The following is a 14,806-nucleotide window of genomic DNA, read 5'->3' on the forward strand; positions in this document are numbered from 1 at the left end:
GCGGCCACTACTGGGCCGACCGGGTTAACCACTCAAAGACTGATAGTAATGAGGAATAGATAGTGTCGTTCGGACTGACATTCACAAACAATGACAACGTCGTGACTCTGGACTCTGAATTTTCAAGACTTGTAATTCTCGATAGCGGAACGTGGGCGGGCAGCGGCGGTATAGGCATTGCCTTTTCAAGTGTAATTACAACTGACGAGCCCCCGCTTGTGTTTGTTAGGCCAGACCAGGACGACTACTTCGCCGCTTGCCTCGTCCAAGGGAGCGCTGGAAACTGGCACGCCTTTAGGTTCAACACACTGAAAGGAAGTCACTCCAGCGGAAAGTGGTTTATCGCCGCATTCAAATCCGCGCCAATAGCTGATTACGGCCTGCGGCTGTGGGATGCGACCTCGAAGATTATTTTTGATAGCGGAACTCCGTGTGCACAATTTACGCGCACCATATCCGCCTGGAACTATCTCGGGGCAGAGCAAACTCAGCCGGGGGTTTTCAGGTACAGCTGGTCCGCTTTTTCACCGATAAACACTGGCGACTACATGATGCTAAACAATATTGCCATGGACATGGCGGGCACGGTGTCGAGGCAGGGCGTAGTCCAAGCGGTATGGGATTACGGCGGGAACAGGTTAGTTATCCAGGCCACTGGGGTGGACCTGCCGACCGCACAGTATCTCTCGGTAGTCTTTGCGAAGCCGATTTCTTAAATTAGATAAAGAGAACCTACTTATGGCCAGACAGGCAATTAACCTCGGCGCATTGCCGAACGGTGTAGGGGGCGATACTCCGCGCTCTGCGAACACTAAGATCAACGATATGACGCAAGAGCTTTATGATGCGCTGGGCGCTACTACGGGTGGAAGTAATGCCAACGGCACATTTATTAGGTTCGCCGATGGCACGATGATTTGTCATGCCGCTCTTGTTTCGATTCAAGCGACGGCCAATGTAAGGAAGGATACTAATTTGAATTTTCCTGCCGCGTTTTTGGCGACGCCGACTTTGGTTCCAACCCTTCAATATCCCACGGTAGTCGATAACAACAATGTCGCGGTTAAGCGCTTTACCGGAACAGCGACTGGCCCGAGCGCGGCTTTAATTCAACTGACTACTGCGGAAAATAATAACTATATGGTCGGCTACATTGCAGTTGGGAGGTGGAAGTAATGATCATCAAGTTGTCACCGTTTTCCCCCATCGACCCCGCCCAGAAAATAACCCTCGAAAGACGCGGTGAAGCGTTAGTAATTAATGGTGAGTGTTTCGACTTTGGGCCCGTTCCAGAAGGCGCCACGCTGCCAATGGAGGCGATCCTCAGCGAGTGGATTGCTCAGCCTGTCAGCCGTGTCGACGGGAGGCTGATCATCTGCATTCGACTACCTGTTGGCCCTGATGCATCTGCGTCTGCGCTTTACCCCGCCGACATCTTCAATCCACCCAGCGGCAATGTGAGGCTTCCCCAGTGAGCAATATCGATTACAGCATGATGAAGACTGCCGAACAGCTGCAGCAAGAGCGTGAGCGCGAAGCGCTGGAGGCCGCCCTGGCTTCGCGGCGAGCAGCGTATCTCTCCGAGTCGGATCCGCTGCGCCTGGAAGCTGACTACGATGCCTTGAGTCAGGGGCTGGAGCCCGACTACACCGAGTGGCTGGCATCCGTAGCGGCGATCAAGCAACGCTTCCCGCTGCCAGCCGCCGCCGAACCTTTGAGCGACTGAGCTTTTGTCGAACACCGCCACCCGCGATCGAGCGGGTTTATTTTTGCCAAAAATACCTGGAGCACACCGTGCCTTACATCGTCATCAATTCCAGCAACGCCTTCGATCCCCTCAACCTTATGGAATTCGCCACGGCGGATGAAGCGGATTCAAAGGCTCGCGAGCTGCTGGCCTCGCAGCCCCAGGCCGTTGTCCGTACAGCGCAGCTGCTGAACACCTACAGCGCCAAGGTAACTGTGAAGGTTGAGGCCGTGCCTGAGATCGTCCCAGCCGCCGACGAGTAGCTACGTACCGATCGGCCTGACACCCGCCCTGTGCGGGTTTATTTTTGCCTGGAGAAAAGCATGACCACTTCCGATAAAGACCGGGACATCCTGGCGCGCACGCTCTGGGGTGAAGCCCGCGGTGAAGGTTTGGCCGGCCAGATCGCCGTGGCCTGGACCATCCGCAACCGCGTGTTCGACGGCAAGGCCAAGTCCTGGTGGGGCGAGGGCTACGCCGAGGTGTGCCTGAAGCCGTGGCAGTTCAGCTGCTGGAACCAGAACGACCCGAACTACGTCTACCTCAGCGGTGCGAAGCCGATACCGGCCGCGCAGCTCGCCCAGGCCCAGCGTGCTGCTGACCAGGTGATGACCGGCGCTGTACCGGATCCGACTGGCGGGGCCACTCACTACTATGCAACCACGATGCCCAAGGCCCCGGCCTGGGCGGCGAAGGCCAAGCAAACGCTGCGCCTCGGGCACCACGTCTTCTTCAAGGATGTGCCGTGATGACGCCCGTACAGAAGCTGGCCGGGTTGGTGGTGTTGATCCTGGCGCTGATGGCCAGCGCCGCCGGCGTCACCTGGCAGGTTCAGGAGTGGCGCACGGGCAAGACGCTTGCCGAGCAGGCCAGCCTGCACCAGGACGAGCTGGACAGGATCAGCGCGGTGGCCATCAAGCAAGTGCGCGACGAGCAGGACAGGCGCCTGGGCCTGGAGAAGACGCTGGCCACCTCCGATCAACAACACACCCGAGAACTTTCCGATGCTAAACGCAACCAGACCCGCCTTCTTGACCGCCTTGCTACTGCTGATGTGCGGCTGTCAGTCCTTCTCGACGCCACGGATTCAGCCAGTGGCTGCGGAGTGTCTGCCACCTCCGGCGCCGTCGGCGTGGTTCATGGAGCCCGTCGAGCCCAACTTGACCCAGCGCATGCTCAACGAATTATCGCCATCACCGATGCCGGCGACCAAGGATTGATCGCTCTGCGGGCGTGCCAGGCGTATGTCAGGGCCGTCGCGCCCTGACCTACATTCCCGGTCGCAAAAATTAACATGACACCAATACACACCCACTTTGCAAAGGATTGCAAAAATGACAAACCCAATCGTTCCATGGATGGGCGGCAAACGTCGTCTGGCTGATCGCCTTATTCCACTGTTCCCACCGCACGAATGCTACGTTGAAGTGTTTGCTGGTGGTGCTGCGCTATATTTCATGCGCCCTCAGGCCGCGCCAGTTGAAGTCCTCAATGACATCAACGGCGACCTGGTGACGCTGTACCGCGTCGTGCAGAACCACTTGGAAGAGTTCGTGCGCCAGTTCAAATGGGCGCTCAGTTCTCGGCAGGTGTTCGAGTGGCAGAAGATGACCCGCCCTGAAACCCTTACCGACATTCAGCGTGCTGCTCGATTTTTCTACCTTCAGCACCATGCCTTCGCCGGCAAGGTGACGGGGCAGACGTTTGGTACTGCGACCACTGGTCCGGCAATCAACCTGCTTCGGATCGAGGAAAACCTTTCTGCAGCGTGGCAGCGTCTTTCCGGAACCTATGTTGAAAACCTCGGCTGGCTTGAATGTGCCGAACGTTACGACCGGCCTCACACCTTCCATTACATGGACCCGCCTTACTGGCAGACCGCTGGTTACGGTGTGGACTTTCCGTTTGAGAACTATGAACGGATGGCTGATTTCATGCGGCGCTGCAAAGGAAAGGTGATGGTCAGCATCAATGACCATCCGGACATACGGCGGGTATTTGAGGGGTTTCACTTTGAAACTGTAGATATTCGATATTCCACGACGAACCAGCGGCAGGGGAAGGCTGAGGTCAGCGGGGAGTTGGTGATAATGAATTGGAAACCCTCTGACCTCGGCGGGCTTTTCTAGGCCAGTCGCTTTATCAGTCCCAGGCCTTTGTTCCGTACGTTGCCCACGGCCGTATCGACTTTGAACCATTCGAAAGCCTCGGCCGGCTCGCCCTGGTGCAACACCATCTGCTCGGCACGCTCCTTGGGCGTGGCTGGGTCCAGCCATTCCCTGGCCAGCTCTGGCGTTAGCACCACGGGCCGCCGGTCGTGAATGTCCACCATGCCGCCGGCGCTGTCGGCGGTGATGATCACAAAGCCGTCATGCTCGCCTTGGCCTTCATCTGCGTCGGGTAGCTGGCCTATGGCCGCGCACAGCACAGGCGCGCCATCCCGCCGGCGGATCAGGTAGGGCTGTTTCTTTGGCCCGCCTTCATCAATCCACTCAAACCAGTTGTCCACGGGCGTGATTGCTCGGTGTGGCCAGATCGCCCGGAAGAATGGGCCGTAGGCCACTTTCTCGACTCGAGCGTTTATCGCCGCGGCACGGTCCTTGGCCCAGTGCGGCCGCCAACCCCACTGCACCAAGTCTGCGTGCAAGGTTTCATCTTGCAGGTGGAGCAGGGCGACTTGGGTTGTCGGTGCCACGTTGTAGCGCTCAAGTGGCGCGTCACCCACGGAATTCACCAGGGCGTTCGGCATGCTCAGTGCTGCAACGAAGTCATGAATTCCGCTGTACTGTGAAAGTCTTCCGCACATCGGCAAGCCCTCGGTAGAAATTTCAGCTTAGATCACGCGGCAAAATTTCTAAGGGTTTGCTTCCCCAGGCCCCATTTGTCGCTCGCGCAAGCCCCCATTCAAGTGAGTTGAGTTTGCTTCTGACAAAACCCAGGTCTGTCTTGCAGCTAGCAAGGGCGCAATTGGAGGTCTTGAGCTCTGCCCGAAGTTTGTCGCGTTCGGTAGATAACTCAGCGTGCATTCGCACCAGGCCATAGATGTCCTCTCGGGCTTTGCGAAGCTGCAGGTGCAGTTCCTGGATCTCGTTTTCCAGGAGCAGGGCGTGTTGCTTGTGCATTTCTAGAGGCGTAGGGCATCCAAGCCACTCGCAGGTGTCTTCATCGATTTTCATGGTGGGGTAATCCGAAGCTGTATGTTTATACAGTAATCGAGATTCGTGCGGACTGAGGTTGCGAGGCGACGAGCTGCAGGTGTTCCCGACGATCAGTTAGGGAGCATTGAGAACGGCCAGGGTCAGCTTGATGAACTCTTCGTTCCGGTCGATGGCGTCCAACGCGCCGCGAACGTTGTCGGCGATTTCGGTGCCGCCTTGCTGCTCAACCCAGTTCGTAAGCTCCATGATGGCCGCCTCAAGGGCGAGTTGGTTTTCGTTGATTTTGGACAGCAGGGAAGGGAGCAGGTCTGAGTTCGGCATCGTTGTTCCTCCTTGGAGTGAACAGCGTAGCAGTTGGTGTGCGCCACGCATGTTCTAGGGGGGGCTCCTTTCGACCGATTGTGTTGAAAAAGTCGGCTTGCCCAAAACGCTCGAATACTGATGGGTGAAATGACCTCTTTTGCGCGCTGCTACGTGAATTCAAAGCTTTGAACCGTCAGCCCATAACTCAGATTTCAATCTCTGGCGCGTTCTTTTCTGCCGTAGAGTTCGAAGCCGACTTTTTCAACAGAATTGACCCATAGCGGATAGTGGAGAAACTTAGGTGTGCGAGTATTAAGTAAGCGTCCGGAAACTCACTCTCCGGACGGTGAGTAGCAGTGGGAAGTTGCTAGCTGGCCCTGTTTTTGTTGCTGGCGCTTGCTGCACCGTATGCCTACACTCCAAAAACCTATAATACCAGTGCAGAACGGCGTACAAGCTCGTGCAAGGGCGTTCACAAGGATATGTGGAGTTGGATAGTGAGCAATTACCTACCAGCAGGAGCATTTTGAAAACAGAGCCGCGCTTGGGAGCGTTGCTTGCACTGGTAAGCTTGTTGGTGTTGGGCATGCCATGCGTGGAAGCACGTACGCTGTCCCAGATTCGGGAAAGCGGCGTCCTGCGCATATGCGTGGCTGGCTCAAGCGCTTCTTTCTACCGGACTAACGCGGAGGCGTTCGCGCGGTCACTCGGTTTACGCCCACAGGTAACGGAACTGCCGAGTTTCGATGCGCAGTTTCACGACGATCGGGGCGAGACCGTACGCGAGGCAAGCTACGACCCGAAGCTACTCGCCGAAGGCCGCTGTGATCTTTATCCAAATGACTTGCAGATCGTCCCTTGGCGCGAAACGAAGATGCTGCTCGTGCCCTATTACCGGGTACGCAACCTGGTCATCGCCCATCGCTCCAACCAGTCCCTAGGCAATGAGGTGTCTGATCTGCTCGGTCTGACGGCGGCAGTGCAGAAGGGCACGGGCTACGAGCAGTGGATCGATGAAGCCAATCGCGGTCCTCTCTCCAGTAAGCCGGTCAGAATGGTCTATGCGACAACCGAACAGGCGGTGAAACTGGTAGCCGATGCGAAGGTGGATTTCACGGTGTTGGGTAGTGAAAGCGCGCTGCGCTGGGCCCGTGAAGATCCCGAACGTCTCTCCATTGCGTTTCCGGTCAGCGAAGCGACCAGCGTTGGGTGGGGTGTTGCGCGCAACGCCCCGGATCTTGCGCGAGCACTGGAACAGTTCTTCCAGTCCAGCAATCGTATTGATTCGCCGCTCGATGCGAGCTGGCGGCGGTACTATCGCGTATCGCTCATGGAATACCGGCTGTTCGAGGAGTCCCTCAACGAGGACAGCCTTGATATCAAAACCGTAATGAGCTGGGCGATCCCGAGCTTGGTCGCGGTCCTGCTGTTGCTCGGCGCCATGCTGGCCTGGAACCGACGCCTCAACCGAGAAGTGGACGAGCGCAAGCGCGTTGCCGCAGAGCTAGCCGAGCGCGAGGCTTTCACTCGCGCGCTCATGGATACCAGCCCCGCCAGCCTGGTGCTTGCAGATCGGAACGGGGCCGTCAGGGAAGTAAGTCAACGCTTTTCACAGGCGACCGGTTATGTCAGCGAGGACCTGCTAGGGCGCGACGCCACGAGCCTGTATGTCGACCCTGAGGAGCGCGAACGCTTCCTCGAACTGCTGACACGAAACGGCAAGGTCGAAAACTTCGAGACCCGCCTGTTGCACAAAAATGGATCAATTCTCTGGGTTCTGGTTGGTGCATCATTCGTGACAATCCACGGTGAGACCCTGGTCGCCAGCTGGGTGCGCGATGTCACGGATCATCATGCGGCAGCAGCGGCGCTTAGCGAAGAACGCGCGCGGCTGCAGGCAATCCTCGATACGAGTCCAATCAACATAGCCTTTTCTACCGAGGGCGTGATCCGCTTCGCCAACCCCCGCTTCTGTGAAACGTTCGGCGTAGGCGTCGGTGACGCTGCTTCGCAGATTTACGCGAATGAGCATGATCGCGAAGCCATCGTCGAACGCCTCACGGACGACGGCATTGCAAAGGACCAGGAAGTACCGATGCGTGACCGGCAGGGGCGCGAACGCACCATACTTGTCACTTACCTGCCAATCCAGATCCAGGGGGAGCAAGGGCTGCTCGGCTGGCTGCAGGATATCACCGAGCGCAAGGCAGCAGAGCACGCGCAGCAGCGGGCGAAGGAGATTGCTGAAGAGGCGACGCGGGCAAAAAGCGACTTCCTTGCAAACATGAGTCACGAAATCCGCACGCCCATGAATGCGATCATCGGCATGTCTTACCTTGCGCTGAAGACTTCGCTGGACCAGCGGCAGCGCGATTATGTCTCGAAGATCCACAACGCGGGCACTTCGCTGCTTGGCATTATCAACGACATCCTCGACTTCTCCAAGATCGAGGCCGGCAAGCTTAGCGTCGAGGCAGTGCCATTTGAGATAGACGCAGTGCTCGACAACGTGTCCTCGCTGATTGCGCAAAAGGCCTACGACAAGGGCATTGAGCTGCTGTTCGACCGGGCGTCGGACGTTCCCGAGACGCTGCTTGGAGATCCGCTGCGTCTGGGCCAGGTCATCCTGAACCTGGTAGGCAACGCAGTGAAATTCACCGAACAGGGGCAGGTTACGGTCGTGGTTCGCAACCTGGACCGCACCGGCGACAAAGTTCAACTGCAGGTTCGTATCCGCGATACCGGTATCGGCATGACTCCCGAGCAAACCGGGCGACTCTTCGAGGCCTTTGCCCAAGCCGATAGCTCCACCACGCGACAATTCGGCGGTACCGGCCTGGGCCTTGCCATCTCGAAGCGCATCGTCGAGCTGATGGGCGGAACGATCGCGGTTGACTCAGAACCGGGCAACGGCAGCACGTTCTCTTTCAGCGTCTGGCTTGGTCTTGACCAGCACATGCGTACGCAGCGCCAGATTGTCCCTGCGGAGCTCGCCGGAGCGCGCGTCCTGGTCGTCGATGACAATGCTGACGCGCGCCAGATCCTTTCCGACATGCTTCGCGTAGCGGGGCTTTCGCCGGTCGCGGTGGCGTCAGGCGAGGCAGCTCTGGAGAGCCTTCGCGGTGCTGCGGCCGACGACCCGTTCCGGGTGCTATTGGTGGATTGGCAAATGCCAGAGATGGACGGCATCGAGACGACGCGCCGGGCGCTTGGCCTGCAGCCTGCACTGCACGCTGTCATGGTCAGTGCATTTGGGCATGACGAAATGCACGCCGCTGCGCAAGCGGCCGGCATTCGCGCGTTCCTGGTCAAGCCGGTCAACCAGTCCTCGCTGGTAGAGGTCCTGGTCAACTTATTCGCGCCGCAAACGGGCGTGGTGGCGCTAACCGTACCCATTGCGCAGGCGAAGGTGCTCGCCGGAGTGCGCCTGCTCGTCGCGGAGGACAACGAAATCAACCAACAGATTGCCAGGGAGCTTCTCGAGGCTGCCGGTGCCCAGGTGGAAGTTGCCGGCAACGGCTGCGAGGCGCTGTCGATGTTGGCTGCAGCGCAATACGACGCGGTGCTGATGGACGTACAGATGCCGCAGATGGATGGTCTCGAGACGACCCGGCGTATTCGCGTCGGGCCTCACTGCGCACAGATCCCGGTGATTGCTATGACCGCACATGCCAGGATCGAGGACCGGGAGCGCTGCATCGAGGCGGGCATGGTCGACCATGTGACCAAGCCCGTGGATCCGCAAGCACTCATTGCCACGGTTCTGCGCTGGGTCGTACCTCGGTCGGCGGCAGTGGAGCCGTCCAGCGCCGCATCGGGCGAGGAGCGCCTACCGGACATTCCAGGGCTAGATAGCGCTGACGGACTGAGGCGAGTGGCGGGCAATCGCCAGCTATACATCAAGCTGCTGGGTCAATTTGCCGACCGCAGGGCTTTGGAAGGGCAAGCGCTGGGGAACGCGCTACGCGCGGGTGATCGGGCGACGGCCGAGCGAATGGCCCACACCGTGAAAGGCGTTGCAGGCAACCTCGGCTTCAGCGGCCTGCAAGCCATGGCCGGTAAGTTGGAAACCGCGATCAGGGCGCACGCTGAGTCGGACGCATTGGTGAATGAATTGATCGAGGCGCTCTCGCTGGCCGTGCATGCAATCCGCCAAGCGCTGGGTAGCGGCCAGGCAGCACCGGCGGTGGTATCGAGCGTCGACTGGGCACAGCATGCCATTGCGCTCATCCACCTACTGGAGGCCAATGACGGAGCAGCGCCGGATTATATGGAACAGTATGCGGATTCGTTGCGCGGAGCACTCGGCCAGGACAGTTTCGAGCAGTTGATGAATGAGGTGAACAACTTTGACTTCGAGGCCGCACGGCTAACACTCAAACGTGCATCGACGGCCCGCGATACCACGTGCTGGAGGGAGCATCATGAGTGAAACGCAAAACTACTCACTTCGCCCGATCATCCTCATTGTCGATGATACGCCGGAGAACATTACGCTGATCAATGGCCTGCTGAAGGACATCTACCGCATGCGGGTGGCCATCAGCGGTGAGCGCGCGCTGAAGGCAGCGGTGCAAGAGCCTCGCCCGGACCTGATTCTGCTCGACATCATGATGCCTGATCTGTCGGGGTACGAGGTAGCAGAGCAGCTCAAGCGCGATCCGCGCACCGCTCATATCCCGATCATCTTCATCACCGCCATGGCGACAATGGAAGACGAGATCCTGGGTTTGCAGATGGGCGCCGTGGACTACATCACCAAGCCGATCAACCCACCCATCGTGCTGGCACGGGTGGAAACCCAATTGAAGATCAAGGCGGCCGCCGACTTTTTGCGTGATCAGAAGGCTTACCTTGAGCAGGAAGTCCAGCGCCGCACCGCCGAGGTCATCGCCATCCAGGATGTGACCATTCAGGCCATGACCTCGCTGGCCGAAACCCGCGACAATGAGACGGGTAACCACATTCGACGAACTCAGCACTACGTCAGACTACTGGCCGAGATGCTTCGCGAACATCCGAGGTTCCAGCAGTTTCTCAATGACGAAAGTATCCGCCTGCTATTTAAGTCAGCTCCGTTGCATGACATCGGCAAGATCGGCATACCCGATGACATACTGCTCAAGCCGGGGCGCCTCACGCCGGAAGAGTTCGAGACGATGAAGACCCATACGATACTGGGACGCGATGCCATCCGGCATGCCGAAGAGCAGTTGGGCATCTCGGTGGGTTTTTTGCGCCTTGCCAAGGAGATCGCCTACAGCCACCACGAGAAGTGGGATGGTACCGGTTATCCAGACGGGCTGAGTGCCGATGACATCCCCATCAGCGCTAGGCTCATGGCGGTGGCGGATGTGTATGACGCGCTGATTAGCCGACGCGTATACAAGAAAGGCATGTCACACGATCAGGCGCTGGATATAATCCGAGAGGGATGTGCTACGCATTTCGATCCAGATATCTGCGAGGTTTTCCTGGCCAACCATGAGCAATTCCGGGCTATCGCGGTGCGTTTTGCTGATCGCGGTCAGGATGGCTAATCAAAGCGTCGCCGTGAAATCAATGTCAAGGGCTTTTGGTCATTTTTTTGAGGTTTTGAAATGCCCCTTAGAGGCAATGCGAACTCCATCGATTATTTGGCATCATCTGCTTGAACGTCCGTTATGGGTCGATTGTGTTGAAAAAGTCGACCCGGCCTGGTGACCCATGCATTGAGCGGTGAAAGCGCCTTTTTTGCACGCGGCTACGTCAAATCTGAGTCCTGAACCTTCTGCATTCAACACAGATTTCAATCTCAGGCGCGCACTTTTCTGCCGTGGAAACCAAAGCCGACTTTTTCAACACAATCGGCCAAAAGCAGACATTCATAAATGATCACGTCCTTCGCGAACTTTATAAAAAAATCCATGCAATACTTCACGATTAATCATTCATTGAAAGCGGTAAATGGCTGGATTTCACTCGGCGGAGTTGTTGCCCCGGCCAATACATAGCACCAATAACCCACGTCGTGCCATTCTCCGAGTTTGAAACCAACCTCGGAAAATATGCCGATGGGCTTGAAGCCAACTCGCTCGTGCAAGCCGACACTTTCGGCGTTCGGTAGCGAAATACCGGCATAGGCAGAGCGAAAGCCCTGTCGTGTGAGGATGGGAAGCAGTGCGGCATAAAGGCTGCGTCCAACGCCAGTGCGACGATCACTTTGAGCGATATACACTGTAACGTCGACTGCCCAGCGATAGGCAGCACGAGCCCGATGCTGGCTCGCATAGGCATAGCCGATCACTCGACCTTCTCGAGTAGCCACCAAAAAAGGGTACGTTTTCAGGGTGGTTAATATGCGTTGCCGCATATCTTCGACCGTAGGCGTAACCTCTTCGAAAGAGATGGAAGTGTTTTGAACGATTGGCGCGTAAATGGCCTGAATTTCTTCTGCGTCATCCGTATGGGCAATTCTTAACTCAATAGACATGCCACCCTCTCAAATTGAACGCTGATTAACACGCGCCATCAGATGCTCGGAGCTTTCTTTGCGCTCGGAGTAGCGGTCGACCAAATGTGCCTGTTGATCGCGTAGCAGAACGGTGAACTTCACCAGCTCCTCCATCACATCCACCACACGATCGTAGAACGGCGACGCTTTCATCCGCCCGGCGTCGTCGAATTCCATATAGGCCTTCGGCACAGAGGATTGATTGGGGATGGTGAACATGCGCATCCAGCGGCCCAACACGCGCAACTGGTTGACCACGTTGAACGATTGCGAACCGCCGCAGACCTGCATCACGGCCAGGGTCTTGCCTTGGGTCGGGCGCACAGCGCCGAGTTCCAGCGGGATCCAGTCGATCTGCGCCTTAAACACGGCGGACATCGCACCATGCCGCTCTGGTGAACACCAGACCTGACCTTCCGACCACAGCACCAGGTCACGCAATTCTTGCACCTTGGGATGGTCGACCGGAACGTCGTCGGGCAGGGGCAGTCCGGACGGGTTGAAGATTCGCGTTTCGGCGCCGAAGTGTTCGAGCAGGCGCGCGGCTTCCTCTACCAGCAGACGGCTGAACGAGCGTTCGCGGGTCGAGCCGTAAAGCAGCAGGATGCGCGGTTTGTGCTCGCCCGGTTTCGCTGGTTTGCCGTCATCGAACAAAGTCAGGTCGAGGTTGGGTAGATGGGCGGACATGGGTTCTCCTTAAAGCGTGCCGATTCGGTCGAGTGCGGTTTTCAACTCATCACGGCTGAGGGTTGCAAAGGGCAGATCCAGGAAGGCCTGGCAGCGTAGTCCGATGCGTGCCAATGTCGCTCGGAAAGCTGCGTCAATCGTCTCGTCATCACCATCTACATCGGATGGATCTTCCAGTCCCCAGTGGGATTTTAGCGCCGGGCCGAAATACACCGGGCAAGTCTCGCCAGCGGCTTTGTCGCACACGGTGATGACGATGTCCGGCGGGTTACTTTCGAAGGCATCGTTGTCTTTGCTGTGCAAGCCATCAATGGCGATGCCGGCCTGTTGCAGCGTCGACAGACTGCGCGGCAACACCTGACCTTTGGGAAAACTGCCGGCACTCACCGATTCGAATCCCGCTGGCGCCAGATGATTGAACATGGCTTCAGAGAGGATGCTGCGGCAACTGTTGGCCGTGCACATGAACAGAACTCGCATGGATTGCTCCTATTGCTTTTGGCGGGCATCAAAGGCTCAGGCGCAGTGCCAGTGCCGAAAGAGTGATCAACAGAACAGGAAGGGTTAGCAGAATGCCGACCTTGAAGTAGTAGCCCCAGGTGACGCGCAGACCTTTGCGTTCCAGCACATGCAGCCAGAGCAACGTGGCGAGGCTACCGATGGGAGTGATTTTCGGGCCGAGGTCGCAGCCAATGATGTTGGCGTAGATCATCGCTTCGCGAACGAGCCCTTGGGCGTCGCTCGCCTGGATCGACAGTGCACCGATCAGCACGCTGGGCATGTTGTTCATCACCGATGACAACAGCGCGGACAGCAGGCCGGTGCCAAGGGTGGCACTCCATAAACCTTGCTCGGCCAAGCGGTCGAGGACAACGGCGAGTAGGTCAGTCAACCCCGCGTTCTTCAAGCCATACACCACCAGGTACATGCCCAGCGAGAACACCACAATCTGCCACGGCGCATCACGCATAACCCGCCGGGTAGCGATCTTGTGGCCCTTGGCAGCGACCGCAAAAAGGATCGCCGCACACACTGCCGCGACGGCACTGACAGGAATCCCCAGTGGTTCCAGTGCGAACAGCCCGACCAGCAATATCAGCAGTGTCCAGCCACCGACCACGAAGGTGGCGTGGTCGCGAATCGCTGCTTTGGGTTCCTGAAGCGCCTCAACCGGGTAGCGCAGTGGTACATCGCGCCGGAAGTACACAAACAGTACCAGTAAGGTCGCCGCGACACTCACCAGACTCACCGGCACCATCACCGATGCGTATTCGGCAAAGCCCAAGCCAAAGTAGTCGGCGGACACGATGTTGACCAGATTGGACACCACCAGCGGCAGGCTGGCCGTGTCGGCAATGAACCCTGCTGCCATCACGAATGCCAACGTCGCCGCCGGTGAAAAGCGCAGCGCCAGCAACATCGACATCACAATAGGCGTAAGGATCAGCGCCGCACCGTCGTTAGCAAATACCGCCGCTACCGCCGCGCCAAGCAACACGCAGAACGCGAACAATCGATAACCACTGCCCTTTGCCCATCGTGCAACGTGGAGTGCCGCCCATTCAAAGAAGCCGGCTTCATCCAGCAGAAGGCTGATGATGATCACCGCGATAAACGTGGCGGTGGCGTTCCAGACTATGGCCCACACTGTGGGAATGTCCTGCAGCGAAACGGCACCGACAGCAAGGGCGATCACGGCACCGAGCGTGGCGCTCCAACCGACGCCCAATCCTTTGGGTTGCCAGATGACCAGTGCGAGGGTGAAGACGAAAACAGCGAAAGCCTGCAACATTTCAAAACTCTCTAATCCGGATTCAGCAGCAGGCAGCTTCGCTCACCGGACGTCCGTCCATGTTCTGCAGGCGGGCGACGTTATCCTTGAGCCAGTCAGCATTGGCCAGGGACGTCACTTGCAGGATTTCGCGCACCCACGCTGGCAGATCCGGGTTGAGACGGTAATAGACCCACTGGCCCTGACGGCGATCGAGCAGCAAACCATTGCTGCGCAGTTGCGCGAGGTGGCGGCTGATTTTCGGCTGGTTGTCGTCAAGCGCACACATCAGTTCGCAGACGCAGAGTTCACCTTGATCGGCGATGAGCAGCATGGCGCGGACGCGGGTTTCGTCAGCGAGTCTCTTAAAGACTTCGGGAGGAGTGATCATGGGTCGCTCTGCATATATGAAGAATCGAATATACGCATATCCATATATATCTAGCAAGTAACTTCATGTCGACTGTCTGCTTTTGGCCGATTGTGTTGAGAAAGTCGGCTTTGGTTTCCACGGCAGAAAAGTGCGCGCCTGAGATTGAAATCTGTGTTGAATGCAGAAGGTTCAGGGCTCAGATTTGACGTAGCCGCGTGCAAAAAAGGCGCTTTCACCGCTCAATGCATGAGTCACCAGGCCGGGTCGACTTTTT

18 protein-coding genes are annotated in these 14,806 nt (G+C 57.7%); 10 read left to right on the forward strand and 8 right to left on the reverse strand.

Going from position 1 to position 14,806, the window contains the following annotated elements; genetic code table 11:
- The first annotated feature begins 62 nt into the window (after positions 1 to 62).
- The 8 genes from BHC62_RS21245 to BHC62_RS21275 all read left to right on the forward strand — a co-directional run bounded on the left by BHC62_RS21245 (position 63) and on the right by BHC62_RS21275 (position 3,876).
- Positions 63 to 716, forward strand: a complete 654-nt coding sequence (locus tag BHC62_RS21245) for a hypothetical protein (RefSeq protein WP_070996050.1) — start codon at positions 63 to 65, stop codon at positions 714 to 716.
- A 22-nt stretch (positions 717 to 738) separates the two neighbouring features.
- The gene (locus tag BHC62_RS28745) at positions 739 to 1,176 is read left to right on the forward strand and encodes a hypothetical protein (protein ID WP_159908066.1); all 438 of its coding nucleotides are present in this window, start codon (positions 739 to 741) and stop codon (positions 1,174 to 1,176) included.
- On the forward strand, positions 1,176 to 1,475 hold the full coding sequence (locus BHC62_RS21250) for a hypothetical protein (protein ID WP_070996051.1): 300 nt from the start codon (positions 1,176 to 1,178) through the stop codon (positions 1,473 to 1,475). Before BHC62_RS28745 ends, BHC62_RS21250 begins: the two co-directional genes overlap by 1 nt.
- Positions 1,472 to 1,726, forward strand: coding sequence for a hypothetical protein (locus tag BHC62_RS21255; protein ID WP_070996052.1), 255 nt, complete (start codon positions 1,472 to 1,474; stop codon positions 1,724 to 1,726). Before BHC62_RS21250 ends, BHC62_RS21255 begins: the two co-directional genes overlap by 4 nt.
- A 68-nt stretch (positions 1,727 to 1,794) precedes the next feature.
- Positions 1,795 to 2,010, forward strand: coding sequence for a hypothetical protein (locus tag BHC62_RS21260; RefSeq protein WP_070996053.1), 216 nt, complete (start codon positions 1,795 to 1,797; stop codon positions 2,008 to 2,010).
- Positions 2,011 to 2,070: 60 nt separating this feature from the next.
- Entirely contained in the window at positions 2,071 to 2,496 is a 426-nt protein-coding gene (locus BHC62_RS21265) for a cell wall hydrolase (RefSeq protein ID WP_070996054.1), read from the forward strand.
- Complete coding sequence (locus BHC62_RS21270) at positions 2,496 to 3,014, forward strand: lysis system i-spanin subunit Rz (protein WP_070996055.1); 519 nt, start codon at positions 2,496 to 2,498, stop codon at positions 3,012 to 3,014. The genes BHC62_RS21265 and BHC62_RS21270 overlap by 1 nt, the downstream gene beginning before the upstream one ends.
- 67 nt (positions 3,015 to 3,081) lie before the next feature.
- The gene (locus BHC62_RS21275; RefSeq protein WP_070996056.1) at positions 3,082 to 3,876 is read left to right on the forward strand and encodes a DNA adenine methylase; all 795 of its coding nucleotides are present in this window, start codon (positions 3,082 to 3,084) and stop codon (positions 3,874 to 3,876) included.
- Here the strand turns inward: BHC62_RS21275 and BHC62_RS21280 are convergent.
- The 3 genes from BHC62_RS21280 to BHC62_RS21290 all read right to left on the reverse strand — a co-directional run bounded on the left by BHC62_RS21280 (position 3,873) and on the right by BHC62_RS21290 (position 5,226).
- On the reverse strand, positions 3,873 to 4,553 hold the full coding sequence (locus BHC62_RS21280; RefSeq protein ID WP_070996057.1) for an SOS response-associated peptidase family protein: 681 nt from the start codon (positions 4,551 to 4,553) through the stop codon (positions 3,873 to 3,875). The two genes, BHC62_RS21275 and BHC62_RS21280, sit on opposite strands and share 4 nt — an antisense overlap.
- A 22-nt stretch (positions 4,554 to 4,575) precedes the next feature.
- A complete protein-coding gene (locus BHC62_RS21285; protein WP_070996058.1) occupies positions 4,576 to 4,923 on the reverse strand; it encodes a hypothetical protein in 348 nt (115 codons plus the stop codon).
- 96 nt (positions 4,924 to 5,019) lie between these two features.
- Positions 5,020 to 5,226, reverse strand: coding sequence for a hypothetical protein (locus tag BHC62_RS21290; protein ID WP_070996059.1), 207 nt, complete (start codon positions 5,224 to 5,226; stop codon positions 5,020 to 5,022).
- A gap of 466 nt (positions 5,227 to 5,692) precedes the next feature.
- On the opposite strand from BHC62_RS21290, the gene BHC62_RS21295 reads away from it, so the two are divergent.
- A complete protein-coding gene (locus tag BHC62_RS21295; protein WP_256324406.1) occupies positions 5,693 to 9,640 on the forward strand; it encodes a response regulator in 3,948 nt (1,315 codons plus the stop codon).
- Positions 9,633 to 10,748 (forward strand): HD-GYP domain-containing protein, encoded by a 1,116-nt coding sequence (locus BHC62_RS21300; protein ID WP_070996061.1) that lies wholly within the window; start codon positions 9,633 to 9,635, stop codon positions 10,746 to 10,748. Before BHC62_RS21295 ends, BHC62_RS21300 begins: the two co-directional genes overlap by 8 nt.
- Positions 10,749 to 11,134: 386 nt before the next feature.
- Here BHC62_RS21300 and BHC62_RS21305 read toward each other — a convergent pair whose 3' ends face one another.
- The 5 genes from BHC62_RS21305 to BHC62_RS21325 are packed head-to-tail and all read right to left on the reverse strand — an operon-like array spanning position 11,135 to position 14,550.
- A complete protein-coding gene (locus tag BHC62_RS21305; RefSeq protein ID WP_070996062.1) occupies positions 11,135 to 11,680 on the reverse strand; it encodes an arsinothricin resistance N-acetyltransferase ArsN1 family B in 546 nt (181 codons plus the stop codon).
- Positions 11,681 to 11,689: 9 nt separating this feature from the next.
- A complete protein-coding gene (gene arsH / locus BHC62_RS21310) occupies positions 11,690 to 12,388 on the reverse strand; it encodes an arsenical resistance protein ArsH (RefSeq protein WP_070996063.1) in 699 nt (232 codons plus the stop codon).
- A 9-nt stretch (positions 12,389 to 12,397) separates the two neighbouring features.
- Positions 12,398 to 12,868 carry an arsenate reductase ArsC gene (locus tag BHC62_RS21315; RefSeq protein WP_070996064.1) on the reverse strand — a complete coding sequence of 157 codons (471 nt, stop codon included), beginning with the start codon at positions 12,866 to 12,868 and terminating at the stop codon, positions 12,398 to 12,400.
- Between the two features lie 28 nt (positions 12,869 to 12,896).
- Complete coding sequence (locus tag BHC62_RS21320) at positions 12,897 to 14,180, reverse strand: arsenic transporter (RefSeq protein WP_070996065.1); 1,284 nt, start codon at positions 14,178 to 14,180, stop codon at positions 12,897 to 12,899.
- Between the two features lie 22 nt (positions 14,181 to 14,202).
- Positions 14,203 to 14,550, reverse strand: coding sequence for a metalloregulator ArsR/SmtB family transcription factor (locus BHC62_RS21325; protein WP_070996066.1), 348 nt, complete (start codon positions 14,548 to 14,550; stop codon positions 14,203 to 14,205).
- Positions 14,551 to 14,806: the final 256 nt, after the last annotated feature.

The sequence above is a fragment of the Pseudomonas sp. 06C 126 genome (assembly GCF_001855215.1).
Taxonomy (GTDB): domain Bacteria; phylum Pseudomonadota; class Gammaproteobacteria; order Pseudomonadales; family Pseudomonadaceae; genus Aquipseudomonas; species Aquipseudomonas proteolytica.